The sequence below is a fragment of the Neobacillus vireti genome (assembly GCF_036962465.1).
Classification (GTDB): domain Bacteria; phylum Bacillota; class Bacilli; order Bacillales; family Cytobacillaceae; genus Neobacillus; species Neobacillus vireti_B.
In genome coordinates this window covers 17261-32496 of sequence record NZ_JBALNF010000058.1, presented here as the reverse complement: position 1 = coordinate 32496, position 15236 = coordinate 17261, and the positions used below count along the sequence as shown (strand labels likewise).

Sequence of the window (15236 nt, the reverse complement as noted above, 5' to 3'; positions counted from 1 at the left end):
TTTTATTTCGTTAATGACTCTGCTAATTCAACTAGGATTTGAACTTGTTTTTCTGTGAAAACTTTTTCACTTTTTGCTTTTACCTCATTGATAAATGCCTGCATTTGACCGTCTCTAGCATTTTTATTTCCTTTTTCCTCTGACGCTTTGGCAGCCGCAAGTTTTGCTTTCAAGGAATTAAGGAGCGTTTGCTTGCTATCTGCTTCAGTTGCAATAGAAGTTTTCCCACTTTCTGCTAATAGGAACTGCTCGGTTAAGTTTCCTAAATTATCAAAGTTGACAAACACATGAATAGTAACAGCTTGGCTAGATTGGTTCCCTGCCTGATCAATTGCTTCTGCCTTAAAGGAATGACCATCCAATCCAAGTTCATAGGCAGGTGTGGAAATATCCTTACAGGAAGAAGAAGCAATACCCGATAAAGAATCCACCGCTTTACAATTGATAGAGATCTGCTGGTCAATACCAAACTCGGCCCCTTCTTTTACCGAGAAGGTAATTTCAGGTGCAGTTTGGTCAAGGCTGATCGTCACCGATTTCTTCGGTTCAAGGTTTCCAGACTTATCTACACTCCAATATTGTAAAACATGCTTCCCATCTTTCTCGATCTTTACAGATGTTCCACTTTGTTCTGCTGCACCATTTAGTGAGTAATAAGTTGCAGCAATTCCCGACCCAAATTCATCATCGTTGGCAGTGAAATTTACAGTAACCGGCTTATTGTACCAGCCGTTCTTTTCTTCGCCCGCCACTTCATGCTCTGTTTCCGGGGGTGTAACATCTTTCCTTTTGACTATCTCAATACTTGGAAGCGGTGGTGTCGCCATACCTTCACCGATAAAGAAACTAGCATGCGGCGGCTGGTTATAACCAATATTTTGCCAAGCAACAGACAATCTGTATTGTGGATCATGCATTAAGGTGTAAATTCTATGTTCGGTTTTTTCTGTAGTCATATACACACGTAAGGCATTGCTATCCTCTGTCCTCCAGATGACCTCTTCTCTCCAGTCCCCAAACAAGTCTGCCTGAAGTACCGGATTGCCTTTGGTGCTATTATTAGATAGTGTTCCATCTCCCGTAAGCAAGTTTACTAATTTGTTATTTTTATAATCCCACTTGTCAATCGTGCCTACCCCCGTACCTTTTGCTGCATCCCATTTATGGTCCACTAATTCACGGAGTAAGTCACCATCCCACCATATTGCAAAATTGCTTGACGGGATGTTATCGGATATTTTTCCCCCTTCTGCTGAATGAAGGCCGCCCACACGGCTGTTCCATTCACCAGAAATAGCCCATGCCTCTTCACCCTTGTACCTAGGGTCGATGTCAGCTGTCAGACCGCGGCCTGTATCCTGACCTGTTTTTACTCCCCAAAGAATTTCACCTGTTTCCGCATCACGCATATCATAGCCATATGGTGAGTCCGTATGTTCTTGGACACCGAACACTTCAAGTCCAGGACGATCAGGAATAAAATCGCCGACATGCAGGGCGTCCCCGTGACCTAAACCAGTGGTATATAAGCCCTTGCCGTCATCATCGACAACCATTTGACCATAAACAATTTCATCCTTGCCGTCCTTATCGATATCAGCGACACTTAAGGTATGGTATCCTTGACCGGCATAGGCGCCATTGCCTTCATCATTGGAATCGAAAACCCATTGCTTAGTGAGCTTACCCTCTTTCCAAGTGTACGCGGCTAATACCGTTCTTGTGTAATATCCACGAGCCATGATGATACTTGGGTGTTCGCCATCTAAGTAAGCCACTCCTCCTAGGAAGCGGTCAACACGGTTACCATACGAATCTCCCCACGCCGAAACATCACCGCGTGGCGGATCATAGTCAACCGTTGACAACGCTTTTCCTGTCTCCCCTTCAAAAACAGTTAAATACTCTGAACCTTGTAAAATATAACCTGTGCTATTTCGAAGATCGGCATCCGCTCTGCCAATCACAGTTCCTTTTCCATCTACGGTTCCATCTGCTGTTTTAAAAACAACCTCTGCTTTGCCGTCACCATCAAAATCGTACACTAAGAACGGTGAATAATGAGCACCGGCACGAATATTTTTACCTAAGTCTATGCGCCATTTTAAAGTTCCATCCATCTCATAGGCATCCACATAGACGTTTCCGGTATAGCCTGCTTGTGAATTATCCTTGGAATTAGAAGGGTCCCACTTTAAAACCAATTCATATTTACCATCACCGTCTAAGTCTCCTACACTGGCATCGTTCGCCCGATAGGAATACGGGTCGCCAAGAGGTGTCATACCATCCTTTGGTTTTTGAAGCGGGATATCCAGGTAATTTTTAGTTAATACTTTTACAATATCCTGCGATTTTCTTTCCTTACCATTGATGACGGCTCGAATTTCATAAACAGAATCTGTTTTTCCGTCCTTATCTGCATAGTTGGTGCTGTTTTTAACAGGAGTTTCATTGATCTTTTTACCGTCACGATAGACGTTAAAGCTAATATCTGCTGGATCTGTACCGAGCATTCTCCAGCTTACGTAAACACCATCATCTGTCTTAATTGATACTGGCGCCCGATCAATATCCTCCATTTGCCGCTTTAATACTGTTACAACGGGCGTTTTAAGACTTTCGGAAAGTTCTGAGATACCACCTGCATTCACGGCTGATACTTTGTAAAAATAAGAAATCGTGGTTAAAACTGTTTTGTCATGATAGGAGGCATTTTTCGATTTGCCAATTAGTTGGTACGGGCCATCCTGTTTTTTGGAGCGGTATACATTATAAGTGACGGCACCATCCACTTGACCCCAGCTGATGGTAAGATCATTTTTATTGACGTCTCCAACATTTAGGTTATTTGGCCGGGCTGGTACTGGTTGTGATGGATCAATCATCTTCACCTCAAGCGGCAGGGAAGGGACAGTTTCCACGCTGGCATGATCAATCGTTGTGACCACATACTCATACTCTAGACCTACATCGACTGTGGTGTCTTTATAAGAATTGTTATTAGCACTTCCAACTAATACGAAATCCTTTGTTCCGGCAATTTTCCGGTAGACATTATATTTTTCTGCATCATCAACTAGTTTCCATGAAAGAGAGACAAATGGCCTGTTGATATCCAGTGACTGTTCTTCCACTTTTAATTCGGATGGAGCAAGTATAATCGGAGTGATTTCTAGGCCGTTTACAATTCCCGTTGAACCACCAAAGCTAAAATTCATTTGCCCATCCTTTACCGATACTTGCGATACAACTTTCGAAGTGTAATTTTTACTCGGTGCGGAAATCGTTCCAAAATCCTGCCCTTCAATGGCGAGGGTTGTTCTGGCACTGCCTAAGAAATCTCCTACATAAACCTTTATAGCGTAAAGACCGTTCGGCAGATCCACATTAAATTTCCAGCCAACATTAAAGTAGCCAAGCCAATCGCGAAGCAAATCTCCTCCTGTGCTTCGGTCCCGACCAATCATGCCAGTAGGGTCGACAATTCCGTACCCTCTTTCTTTCGTATATTTAGTTGATAGATTGACGCCAGTATACCCTTCTGAAATTGGATTACCGGCTAAGCCAAAGTCATATTTCAATGTTGCCTTTTTAGTTGTGACTTGGGTAATTTCTGATTGCTCAGACTCACCTTTGCCGTTAACGGCGGAAACCACGATATCATAGGTTTTCCCTTCTTCCATTCCACTAACATTAAGCTGCGGTATGGTCGAGCTGCCGATTAACGAGAATTCCTTATCAGTTGAAAGCTTACGATATACCTTATAGATATCGGCTCCTTCGACCTCTTTCCAGGTTAAGAAAGCTCCTGCATTACTAATATTGCTTGCAACTAAATTAGTAGGTTTTGCAGGAACATTGGCTGGAGGTTCAATACCGGTTACATAGGAAGATAAAGGAATATCTAATTTTTTCACTTCTTCTGAGATTAATCGTGCCATTTGAATGGCTCCATATTCTTGGAAATGTGTATTATCTTGAGAGCCATTAGGAAAGGCCGTATAGATACCTGGGTCTAATTGAAGGAATACGGAGAGTGAGCCTTCCGGACCAATCGTGTTGTAGTACGCTACACTGCGGGCACTCAAATCAACCACATCAACGTTTAGTTCTTCAGCGACTTCTTTCATCCCCTGTACATACTCAGGGAAACTGACGTTAAACTTACCTGTGTCTGGATTAAAGTCCCGCCTGCCCATTGGTGTAACAAGGATCGGAATCGCACCGCGCTGCCGGGCACCATTAATATAGGTCTTTAAGTAGTTTTTGTAATCTGGTACGGATGCATAACGCTCAGGGACACTAATTGTCGCATCATTATGACCAAATTGAATAAAAAAATAATCATTAGGTTTTATTTCACGTAAAACGGTATCTAATCTGCCTTCATTAATAAACGACTTTGAGCTTCTGCCTCCAATCGCATGGTTTTTAAAGGTAATATCCGAACTGAAAAAGCGGGAAATCATCTGTCCCCATCCAGCTTGCGGTCTCCAATATTCGTCATAGGTTTGTACTGTCGAGTCCCCTGCTATGTAAACCGTGGGAAGTTCTCCTGCGGCTCGTTCCGGGAGTTTTTCAATGGTCAAGCCATTTAGTTTAGGATTTGTTCCTGTCAGTTCAATTGTTAATTGACCATCAACGAGGGCGATATCAAAGGTTCGTTCCAGATATTCGCCAGCGCCAAGGGTTGTATCTTGAACCTTTTTGATATTCTCCGCCTTCACTCCTACTACCGTTCCTTCTGTCTCATCTCCTGAAACCACGGAAACTGTATAGTCTCCGTTTGGAAGGTCCACGTTAAAGGACGTTTCTGTTGTGGAAATGAAGTCTGATTTTAACTTATCGGCGGTTTTTCTGTCGGCTGAAATCACCTTAGAAGGATCAGCGAATCCATATCCCTTTTCAGTCGAGTAAGCGGTCTCTGAAGAAACCTGAAGATAACCATCTGCTATCGGACTAGAAGATGTTCCAAAATCAAACTTTTTAGTTAAGGGTGTTTCTGCAGCTGATACTTGTAGAGCAGCAGCAGGGATTGAAGCCAAAATCAGCAAAAAACTAAGGATTGTGGCCATCATCCTTTTCAGCTTATACCTTTTGATTAACAAATCATTTCCTCCTCTTTTCCCATTACTTGCGATTTAGCATGCACGCGATAATCCTGACACCTCCTTTTTGTTGACAACGCTTTCAAATGATATCTTACCTCTAAGGTTTTACTTCTGAATATATAAAATTCAGACTATTCAGTTTAAAAAACAGTGGTCTGATTAAAATGAGTAAATCCTACTATGTTTTAGCGGTCCTTTAATCCTATATCCAAAAACAAAAAGCCAGGGCAGCTGATTCTGCCCTGGCTTACGTTGTTCCATCACGACTACGCTAATAAAATAGACATAAATTCGTCGCCAGTGATGGTTTCCTTTTCTAACAGATATTTAGTCAATTCATGTAATTTATCTTTATTTTCCTCTAAAATTCGAATCGCATTTTGGTGACAAGATTTAATTATCTTAAGAATTTCCGCATCTACTTTGGCAGCTGTTTCCGCTGACACCATTAACGAAGTATCCCCTCCTAAATAGGGATTATTTACCGTTTCAAGTGCCATCATATCAAACTCTTCACTCATACCAAATCTTGTAACCATCGCCCGAGCAATCTTCGTAGCTTGTTCGATATCATTAGAAGCACCGGAAGTCACTGTCTTAAAGATAATCTCCTCTGCTGCACGTCCTCCCATATAGGTTGTGATTTTATCCAAGGCCTGCTCTTTTGTCATTAACACCGTTTCTTGCTCATCTACCTGCATGGTGTAACCCAATGCGCCAGACGTTCTTGGAATAATCGTGATTTTATGAACAGGTGCAGAGTGACTCTGCTTGGCTGCAACCAAGGCATGGCCAATTTCATGATAGGAAATCGTTAGTTTATCCTTCATGGAGATGACGGCGTTTTTACGTTGGTAACCAGCTATAACGACCTCGACAGACTCTTCCAAATCATTTTGAGTTACCTTGGTTCGGCCTAATCTTACCGCCCTTAAAGCAGCTTCATTAATAATATTGGCCAAATCGGCACCGGATGCTCCAGAAGTGGCTCTAGCAATTACATTAAAGTCAACATCATCCGCTAGTTTCACTTTGGCAGCATGGACGTTTAAAATCGATTCCCGTCCTTTCAAATCTGGTAATTCAACCGGTACTCTTCGGTCAAAACGGCCAGGTCTTAAAAGTGCCTTATCAAGTGTTTCCGGTCTATTGGTAGCGGCTAGGATCACGACACCTTTATCAGCATCAAATCCATCCATTTCCGTTAATAGCTGGTTCAAGGTTTGCTCTCGTTCATCATTCCCCCCAGCCATTCCGGAATTTCGGCTCTTACCAATTGCATCGATTTCATCTATAAACACAATACATGGGGCTTTTTCCTGGGCTTGCTTAAATAAATCTCTTACTCTAGCAGCTCCCATTCCAACAAACATCTCGACAAATTCCGAACCTGACATAGAGAAGAATGGAACCTTGGATTCACCCGCAACCGCTTTGGCGAGCATCGTTTTACCTGTTCCCGGAGGTCCTACTAAAAGAGCACCCTTGGGAATATTTGCTCCAATTTCTTTATACTTTTTCGGATTATGAAGGAAGTCGACGATTTCTTGAAGTGCCTCTTTCGCCTCATCTTGACCTGCTACATTTTTAAAGGTAATTCCTGTTTCTGTTTCCACGTATACTTTGGCATTGCTTTTTCCAAATGATAAGGGACCGCCGCCGCCCATCATTTTACCTTGCATTTTTTTCGTTAACCATTGACCAATCGCAATAAAAATTGCAAAAGGAAGAATCCAAGAAAGGATGAAATTTAACAAGGGCGACGTTTCTTTTGGAATTACCTTTGTGAATTTAACATCTGCTTTATGCAAACGATCAACTAATTCAGGGTCTTCAATCGTCCCTGTTTTATAAAGGGCTGATTTGTTTGATTTAAACGTAATCGAGTTGTCATCAATTTCAACTTGTTTAACTTGCCCTTTATCGACCATCGTTAGGAACGTCCCATAATCGACTTCCTTGACGGAATGGTTCGTAATAGCTGGAAAGATAAATGAATTTAATAGCAGAATAATAACGATAATGATTCCATAATAAAATATTAGTGGCTTCTTGGGTGGTTTGACTCGTTTCACGTTTGTTCCTCCATTATGAATCCTTTCGGACTAATCCGCTTTTTAGAAGATTCATTTCAATTTTATAATTATCCAAAGCATCTTGATTCGACAGGTCTTTGGCAAACTTTTCGACAACATTCCTCAAAGTAATCGTAAAGACAATTTGCAAGAGATGAAACAAATCTTTTGGGTTTGAGATATTTAAATTACTCGTATTAAGAGAAGATAGAAAATCGCTTAAGCTGCCACTATTTTCATGGCCCCTAAAGATTTTTGAAAAAGATAATTCAATTTTATACGTCATATTCAAAAACGCATTTTTTAAAAAATGAACATCCTCTTCTTCCATGATGATGTGCTGGTAAAAGTCAATCATGGTATCAAAAAGATCCCCATCATATTTTTTAAGTAACACAACAAAGTTATTCCGAATAGAAAGAACCAGGTCGTTTAAAAGATAGAAAAAGGCATCCTCTTTATCTTCAAAGTATTGATAAAAGCTTCCGCGCGGAATATTTGCAGATTTAATGATATTTGAGATAGATGCATCATATAACGGAACTCTTGAAAACTCTTTTCTCATTGCCGCAATCAATGTCTGTTTTTTTTCTTCAGGTAAATTGATAAAGGTGACTTTGGGCAACGGCTACTCCTCCAATCGTAATCCACTATCTAATTATTCATGTGACAGTCTGTCACTATGAAACTATTTTAAATGACAAAGTGTCATTTGTCAAAGAATACTTAATAGATGAAAAGACCTGCTTCTTCTATCTTGATAGAAAAAAGCAGGTCTTATTTTGGTTCGGTGAAATTGTATGTTATTTCATTTTCTCCAAAGGTATTGGGAACCTGTTCAACAAAAATAGGATCCAAATAATCGATAACCCCCACGCTATAAGAGGGTTTTTAAAATGTATTCTAAACATAATGAACATAACAATATTAAATAGGACTGACCACCCCATACTCCAGCCATGATAATGATTGATTAAGTTCAGAAACCTTAAATTTATGTATTCTAATATTGAATAAAGAAAAACCCAAAAGGCGATCCACCCAGCTTGTTTCCATTTGGATTTCGGAAAACGACCTAAGTAAAGAAAGATCGTGGATGGATACCCAATAAACATGATGATGATACTAATAATAGTATGATTTCTTAGAATGTTTTTAGCAAACATGGTTTCTTGATAGGTCCACATCCAATAGTTATAAAACAAAAAATTTTTTAGGAGGTCACCGACAATAAAAAACAAGATGGTTGAATAGTAAAGACGCCATCTACGCCAATCACCCCAAATGATTGCTGCCAATAGGAAAACGGCCACATAAATGATGAGCATTCATAACACTCCGCTATGTTTTATTTTTTATTTTTTCCTATTTTTCTTTTAACATGTATGGGCCGACTTTATTAGGATTGGCTTTTTTGAGTTTATGTCATCGTGAATTCTACATATAGACATATTTCTCTTATTTTCTTATGGTAATGTCTCCGCCCGAATTGCAGCAGTTTTCAATTACTCCTATTTTCAATGGCCCCCGCTACATCATAGAGACTAAAATCGATCTCTGTTGGCTTCCCTACAATATGCTTAGCAAGCTCCGCCCCAATGTACGGCCCGCTCGTGAGACCCGAGGCACCAAGACCGTTTGCCACATAGATGCCATCATAATCAGGCAAAGCCCCCACTACCGGTAAAAAACCCGGTGTAAATGGCCTAAACCCCACACGTGTTTCAAGATAAGCACCATCGGAAAGCCCCGGTGCAACCTCTAGAGCCTTATTCAAAATCTCTTGAATGCCGCCTGCCGTTACACGGTGATCAAACCCGGCTTCATTTTCATGGGTTGAACCCACGACCACTCGTCCATTTTCAAAAGTAAGGATATATTGATTACTAACGGGCATGACCACAGGCCATGAACCAGTATCTGTATTTGGCAATTCAAGATGGATGATTTGCGCCTTTTGCGGCTTTACTAAAAACTCAACCCCTAAGGGCTCCAATAACTCTTTTGACCAAGCTCCTCCTGTTACAATAACCTGATCTGCCGGCAGCAATATCCCCTCAAGATTAACCCCTATAAACCGTTTGCCCTCTGAAACCATCGAAGCATTCCCGCTCATTAGCACGGCACCATGTTTTTGTGCGGCACCCATCAGGGCGTCACGGATCGCCCTGCCATCAACGCGCGCCCCTCCGCTTACAAATACCGATCCATATTCTTCCGATAAGGGTGGGAATAAACGCTTAGTTTCAGACGGACTCAAAATGGTAATTTCGCCTATTTCAGGCGCATCCTCACGCCATTTTCTTGCTCGTTCTGCCATCTGTTCAAGCTTTTCAGGAACCGTATGGAGACTAATAGCGCCGACACGCTTATACCCAGTATTAGTTTCACCATCTGCTTCCAGCTGAGCAATTAACTTCGGATAATAACGAGCACCGCCTTTCGCCAGTTGATACCAGGCTTTATTCCGCCTCTGCGAAAGCCAAGGACATACGATTCCTGCCGCCGCATCAGTGGCTTGTCCTGAATCATGCCGATCTATTACAAGAACCTCTGCTCCTAACTTGGATAGATGATAAGCGGTGGATGCACCAAGAATTCCTGCTCCAATAACAATAATTTTCATAAGTCACCTTTTTTAGTAGATTGATTCATTCTTTATGTAATATTAAATCTAATAGTATCAAAATTGTGAACCGAATGAAACATTTGTAGTAGTGCCCTCACCCGTATAGAAAAAGCTTATTTGGTAAAACTAACCAAACTGCCGACACGTATAAGGGGGCCGTTACATTGAAATCAAAAAAACAATTAAAAAAACAAATGGAAAATAAAACGGTTTTGATTTGGAAAATGGGAGTGGCCTCCGCCCTTTCATGGGAGATTGCAAAACTAGCGGGGTCTACCCATCCCTATTTGGCACCCATTTCGGTCATTCTTTGTCTACAAACAACCATCGACCGGTCGATCCGTTTCTCCTATCAAAGAATGGTAGGAACCGTTATTGGTATAGTTATTGTCGTACTACTGGAACCTTTTGTGAAAGTAAATGGCTGGACATTGGGGTCCTTGATCATCATCGGATGCTTTATAGCAAAATGGTTAAAACGCGAAGAAACTGCGATCCATCAAGTCGCTTTAACTGTATTGCTTGTCTTTGTATTGGGGAAAAAGGCTGGGGATTATTCAATCGATCGGTTTCGTGATACCTTAATTGGAGCATTGGCAGCGGTATTAATTCAAATAATAATCCACCCGCCAAATTATTCAAAACAAGCTTTAAACAAATGCTCGGGTTGCTCCAGCAGTATGGCAAATGTTTTTACGAAACTAGCACTTTGGCTAGAAAACGGTTCCGATCTAACAAAAGAAAAAGAACTGGAACACGAGTTAAAAAAACTTCAACAAGAACTGCAACTCTGTAAATTCGTTCTTAAAGATGCAAAAGAAAGTTTGAAATATAACCCATTCGGACAAAAAAGTAACGTTATACTTGAGGAATGTGACCAAAAAATCATGTTATTTTCCGAGGGATATATCTACCTAAAGACAGCGGTAGACACGTTTATTGCCTGGGCTAAAGCAGGTTCCCTCACAACAATTGACCAAATTTCTTGGGCAAATCAACAATCCACGCTAGCTCACTTTTTTACAGTGAAAATGGACCAAGAGGAATCAAGGAATCTTTTAACGGTATCGCTCCCTGTCGAACAAAAGAACCATCAATACCAGACGGCACTCTATCAAGGGACATCTCTTTTTTTAGAAAAAATAAAAACCAGTACCTGACCCCCATTACTGTAAGCGTGAGGGTCAGGTACCAGTTAAACTCCTCGTTTATTTCCCCATAAAAACGTATGCAGCTGCGGCAGTACTTTAACATCATTAAGGTCTGAGTCAAGCATCACCTTATCAATAAGGCGTTCATATTGATTTAATAGGTGCAATAAGAGCTCCTTATTGTCTGGAGTTGTGATATCATTATTCCCAACCTGCATAAAGAAAGGAACGCCAGGGTAGCGTTGGTGAATATTTCTCGCATACTCATAATCTTGATCATCAAAGACGACCACCTTTAAGCTCACATTACTTTCTTTCAGGTTATCAATAATCATATCTAATATTTCAAAATCCGTAACCATGCTGGAGCTTGGCGGTTTCGGTGAAATCGTTAATTCATCAATCTTAACAAACCATTCCTGCCACTTACTCCCTTGTGTTTCCAAGCCAATTTTAATATGATGAGCTTTCAAAATATCGATCAAGGTATCAAGATTTTTTAAAAGAGCAGGATTGCCTCCGGAAATGGTGACAAAAGAGAAATTGTCCCCGCCAATCCGTTTTAACTCGGCCCATATCTCTTCAGCTTCCATCATCCGGATATCGTCTTTTCCGGAACCGTCCCATGTAAAGGCAGAATCACACCAGCTGCAGGAATAATCGCATCCGGCGGTTCTGACAAACATCGTTTTTTGGCCGATAACCATCCCTTCACCTTGAATAGTTGGTCCAAAAACTTCCATTACGGGAATTTTACTCATTTTCCATCCACTCCCGTCTTGCTTCAGCATAGCTTGTTGGTGTCTCAAATAAACGGACAAACTCCACCCTTGCCCCTGCATATTTCTCTTGTCGTTCTGCTAGCTTTAACGCCTCAGCCATTTTCTCGTATATCCATACCACCATGTTTTCAGCTGTTGTATTCATCGGGGGTAAGGTATCATTTAGATAACGGTGATCAAGGTGGATTTCTATTTCATTTTTCCAAATCTCTTTAATATCGCCGAAATCCATCATCAGGCCTCGCTCATCTACAAAACCGCTTAAGCCAAATATGACTTTATAAGTATGGCCATGGAGGTTTTTACATTTTCCTTCATAGCAATGCAAATGGTGTGCTGCATCAAAGGTAAATTCTTTACTGACCATAACCCTTTTGTGATGGTATTTTAATTGATTCGGCTGGATATCCTCATTTATTTTTTGAAGTTTATCGACAATGCGAAAACCATACATTTTTATAACGCCTCTCTTGTTGATAAATATTTCTCAAGGCCCTTTTTTCGTAATAGACAGGAAGGACATTCCCCGCAGCCGTCAGCAATGATTCCGTTGTAACAAGTTAGAGTTTTTTCTCTCACAAAATCCAAGGCATCGAGTTCATCGGCAAGCTGCCAAGTTTCAGCCTTATCCAGCCACATTAACGGAGTATGGATCACAAATTCCTTATCCATTGACAGGTTTAAAGTCACATTTAATGATTTGATAAAAATATCACGGCAATCTGGGTAGCCGCTAAAGTCCGTTTCACACACACCCGTTACAAGGTGTTTAGCTCCAACCTGGCTCGCCAGAACCCCAGCAAATGAAATGAATAAAAGATTTCGCCCAGGAACGAAAGTAGATGGAAGCTCCCCATCCTCCCCCTCTTTCACCTCAATGTCATTTCGGGTTAATGCATTCGGTGCCAATTGGTTTAATAATGACATATCTAAAATATGGTGCCTGACACCAAGTTCATTTGCTATATTTTTGGCACACTCAATTTCTAGGGAATGCCTTTGGTTATAATCGAAAGTAACAACTTCTACTTCTTTGAATTGTTTTAATGCCCAAAATAAACAAGTGGTGCTGTCTTGGCCGCCACTAAATACGACTACTGCTTTTTCATCCTTTAACATACGAAGGAAATCTCCTTTCAAAATAGAAAAAACAGCACCCCAAGATAGAAGTGCTGCTTCATCTTAGTTTTTTTAATGAGGGGGACTAGAACCTCAGCTATAAAATTTCAATACTAGAATAATATCATAAAGAAATAAAAATGGGTACCTACAGAAATTGTTTTTTTAATTCGCAATAATCTAAATTGGTGGTTAAAGAACCAATCTTAGTCGTTACTGCAGCCCCAACTTGATTGGCAAACTGAAGGTACTTTATTAATTGGGATTGATTAGTTGGCTTCCCTATATCGTGGAAGCAGAATAAGAGTGCCGCAATAAATGCATCACCTGCACCAGTGGTATCGACTGCTTCAACTTTAGGAGCTGGTGAGAATACCTTGTTCCCGTTCATCACAGCGTAAGCACCTTTAGCCCCCATTGTAACAAATAGAAAAGGGATTTCCCAAACTGATAATTTCTCTAACCCTGCCTCAAACGAGCTGGTTTCCGTCAAAAAATATAACTCCTCCTCCGCGATTTTTACCACATCTGCTTTACTAAGAAATGAAGTAATTGTTTGCCGGCATTGTTCCTCGCTCTCCCAGCGCTTTAAACGAATATTTGTATCAAAAGCAATCAAATTACCGCAGTCTTTGGCATATTTTAAGGAAGTTTCTGTTGTCTCTTTCGCTTTTTTGTGAAAAAGAGTGCCCGACCCGAAATAAAATACCTTTGTCTGCTCAAACAATTCTTTTTTTAGTTCATCTGCTGTTAATAGTTCATCTGGCGTATCGTTTAGGTATGAGTGAAAATACCGCTCGCCTTGATTGTTTATATAAACATAGACACCACAAATTTTTTTACCCGGAGTGTGAACGGCATATTCGGTATTAATCCCGTCTTTAGACAATTCTTGTTCAACAAATTGACTGATTTTATCCATACCCAATTTACACAAATAATAAGTAGGAATTCCAAGCCTTTGGGTCCCTACGGCAACATTAACAGTCGCACCACCTAACAGCGGTTGAAATTTTGTATTAGTAGAATCGACTGAAATGTAGTCGACAAATGCTTCTCCTAGTGAAATGATGCCCTTTTTTTCCAAGATTCTTCTCCTTTAAAAAAACAAATAAAACCCCACCCAATATCAATGACAATTTGAGTGGGGCTGTCAATTTTTTATTGATCCGCGAATTCCCTGGCGATTCTCTCAAACGCTTCTTTTATCATCGGTCGTGGTGATGGGATACAAATTCTTTGGTAGTTTAGTCCTTCTTCACCAAACATTTTTCCGTCTTCAAGAATAACATTTGCCTTATTATAAATTCGCTCATGAACCTCTTCAGGAGTTAAACCATAGCCACTAAAATCCATCCACATAATATATGTTCCTTCAGGAATTCTAACCTTTACCTTCGGCATGTTTTTTGCTAAAAATTCAACGGCCCATTCCATCGTCCCATCAATGTATTCCTTCAGCTGCTCGAGCCACTCATCACCATCATGGTATACAGATATCAAGGCTGATACGGTGAACGGTGACGGTAAATGGTTTCCCATTACACGAGTAAAGTTTTTTCGATGTTTAGGATTGGTGATAATAACGTTCGTACAGTGCAGCCCGGCCAGATTAAACGTTTTGTTGATGGCTGTAAACGTGATGATGTGATCAGCATTCTCTACTACTTTTGCGATTGGTATGAAAGTTTGGTCTTGGCGAATTATGTCCCCATGGATTTCATCTGCCACAATTAGCACATCATTTGCTGCACAAATAGCGGATAATTTCCGTAACTCTTCTTGGTTAAAAATCCGTCCCGTGGGATTATGGGGGTTACATAAAATGAACATTTTTGTCTTTTCATCTTTAACCTTTTCCTCAAAATCGGCAAAGTCGATATGATAATAACCGTTTTCATCACATTTTAGAGCATTATTTAAGAGTTCTCGACCGTTGGCTTCAATGGCTGCCGTAAATGGAGGATAAACTGGCCGTTGAATGATAATTCCTTCACCTGGATTAGTGAATGCTCTGACGGCAATATTTAAGGCATGAACGGTTCCGGGACTATAAATAATTTCTTCCTTCTTGATTTCCCAATTATGTCTCTTTTTGAACCAATGTTGAATCGCTTCAAAATACTCGTTCGGAAAGATGGAATAACCGAAGATTCGATGGTCAACTGTTTTATGTAAGGCATCAATTAAAGGCTGTGGAACCGGCAGGTCCATATCTGCCGTAAACAAAGGAATCGTTTCTTCGTCATACCTGTCTGTAAGACCAAACTTTTTAATCGTTTCACCGCCATCCCACTTGATGGAATAGGTCCCTCTGCGATTAACAATTTCATCAAAATTATATTTCATGCATATCACCTTTCGTC

Annotated in this window: 11 protein-coding genes; 1 reads left to right on the top strand and 10 read right to left on the bottom strand. The window is 40.6% G+C overall.

Annotated features, from left to right (window positions below; translation table 11 throughout):
- Positions 1-2 precede the first annotated feature (2 nt).
- The 5 genes from V7077_RS21580 to V7077_RS21560 all read right to left on the bottom strand — a co-directional run bounded on the left by V7077_RS21580 (position 3) and on the right by V7077_RS21560 (position 9815).
- On the bottom strand, positions 3-5111 hold the full coding sequence (locus tag V7077_RS21580) for an OmpL47-type beta-barrel domain-containing protein (RefSeq protein ID WP_420489695.1): 5109 nt from the start codon (positions 5109-5111) through the stop codon (positions 3-5).
- Between the two features lie 269 nt (positions 5112-5380).
- Positions 5381-7189: an ATP-dependent zinc metalloprotease FtsH gene (gene ftsH / locus V7077_RS21575; protein WP_335505742.1), complete on the bottom strand. Its 1809-nt coding sequence runs from the start codon at positions 7187-7189 to the stop codon at positions 5381-5383.
- A 13-nt stretch (positions 7190-7202) separates the two neighbouring features.
- Positions 7203-7814, bottom strand: coding sequence for a TetR/AcrR family transcriptional regulator (locus V7077_RS21570; RefSeq protein WP_335505740.1), 612 nt, complete (start codon positions 7812-7814; stop codon positions 7203-7205).
- A gap of 178 nt (positions 7815-7992) precedes the next feature.
- Complete coding sequence (locus tag V7077_RS21565; RefSeq protein WP_335505738.1) at positions 7993-8517, bottom strand: CBO0543 family protein; 525 nt, start codon at positions 8515-8517, stop codon at positions 7993-7995.
- 173 nt (positions 8518-8690) lie between these two features.
- Positions 8691-9815 carry an NAD(P)/FAD-dependent oxidoreductase gene (locus tag V7077_RS21560; RefSeq protein ID WP_335505737.1) on the bottom strand — a complete coding sequence of 375 codons (1125 nt, stop codon included), beginning with the start codon at positions 9813-9815 and terminating at the stop codon, positions 8691-8693.
- 167 nt (positions 9816-9982) lie between these two features.
- On the opposite strand from V7077_RS21560, the gene V7077_RS21555 reads away from it, so the two are divergent.
- On the top strand, positions 9983-10978 hold the full coding sequence (locus tag V7077_RS21555; protein ID WP_335505735.1) for an FUSC family protein: 996 nt from the start codon (positions 9983-9985) through the stop codon (positions 10976-10978).
- Positions 10979-11013: 35 nt separating this feature from the next.
- On the opposite strand, the gene queE is transcribed toward V7077_RS21555, so the two are convergent.
- From queE to V7077_RS21530, 5 genes are all read right to left on the bottom strand, one after another.
- Positions 11014-11730, bottom strand: a complete 717-nt coding sequence (queE, locus tag V7077_RS21550; protein ID WP_335505733.1) for a 7-carboxy-7-deazaguanine synthase QueE — start codon at positions 11728-11730, stop codon at positions 11014-11016.
- The gene (queD, locus tag V7077_RS21545; protein ID WP_335505731.1) at positions 11723-12205 is read right to left on the bottom strand and encodes a 6-carboxytetrahydropterin synthase QueD; all 483 of its coding nucleotides are present in this window, start codon (positions 12203-12205) and stop codon (positions 11723-11725) included. The genes queE and queD overlap by 8 nt, the downstream gene beginning before the upstream one ends.
- A 2-nt stretch (positions 12206-12207) precedes the next feature.
- Complete coding sequence (gene queC / locus V7077_RS21540) at positions 12208-12870, bottom strand: 7-cyano-7-deazaguanine synthase QueC (protein WP_335505728.1); 663 nt, start codon at positions 12868-12870, stop codon at positions 12208-12210.
- Between the two features lie 148 nt (positions 12871-13018).
- Complete coding sequence (locus tag V7077_RS21535; protein ID WP_335505726.1) at positions 13019-13957, bottom strand: carbohydrate kinase family protein; 939 nt, start codon at positions 13955-13957, stop codon at positions 13019-13021.
- A gap of 74 nt (positions 13958-14031) precedes the next feature.
- On the bottom strand, positions 14032-15219 hold the full coding sequence (locus V7077_RS21530; protein WP_335505724.1) for a MalY/PatB family protein: 1188 nt from the start codon (positions 15217-15219) through the stop codon (positions 14032-14034).
- Positions 15220-15236 lie beyond the last annotated feature (17 nt).

Bases quoted from the DNA above. Each gene is read 5' to 3' on its own strand.
- queE (WP_335505733.1), bottom strand. From the start codon at position 11,730: ATGAGTAAAATTCCCGTAATGGAAGTTTTTGGACCAACTATTCAAGGT.
- queC (WP_335505728.1), bottom strand. From the start codon at position 12,870: ATGTTAAAGGATGAAAAAGCAGTAGTCGTATTTAGTGGCGGCCAAGAC.
- V7077_RS21565 (WP_335505738.1), bottom strand. From the start codon at position 8,517: ATGCTCATCATTTATGTGGCCGTTTTCCTATTGGCAGCAATCATTTGG.
- V7077_RS21560 (WP_335505737.1), bottom strand. From the start codon at position 9,815: ATGAAAATTATTGTTATTGGAGCAGGAATTCTTGGTGCATCCACCGCT.
- V7077_RS21530 (WP_335505724.1), bottom strand. From the start codon at position 15,219: ATGAAATATAATTTTGATGAAATTGTTAATCGCAGAGGGACCTATTCC.
- queD (WP_335505731.1), bottom strand. From the start codon at position 12,205: ATGTATGGTTTTCGCATTGTCGATAAACTTCAAAAAATAAATGAGGAT.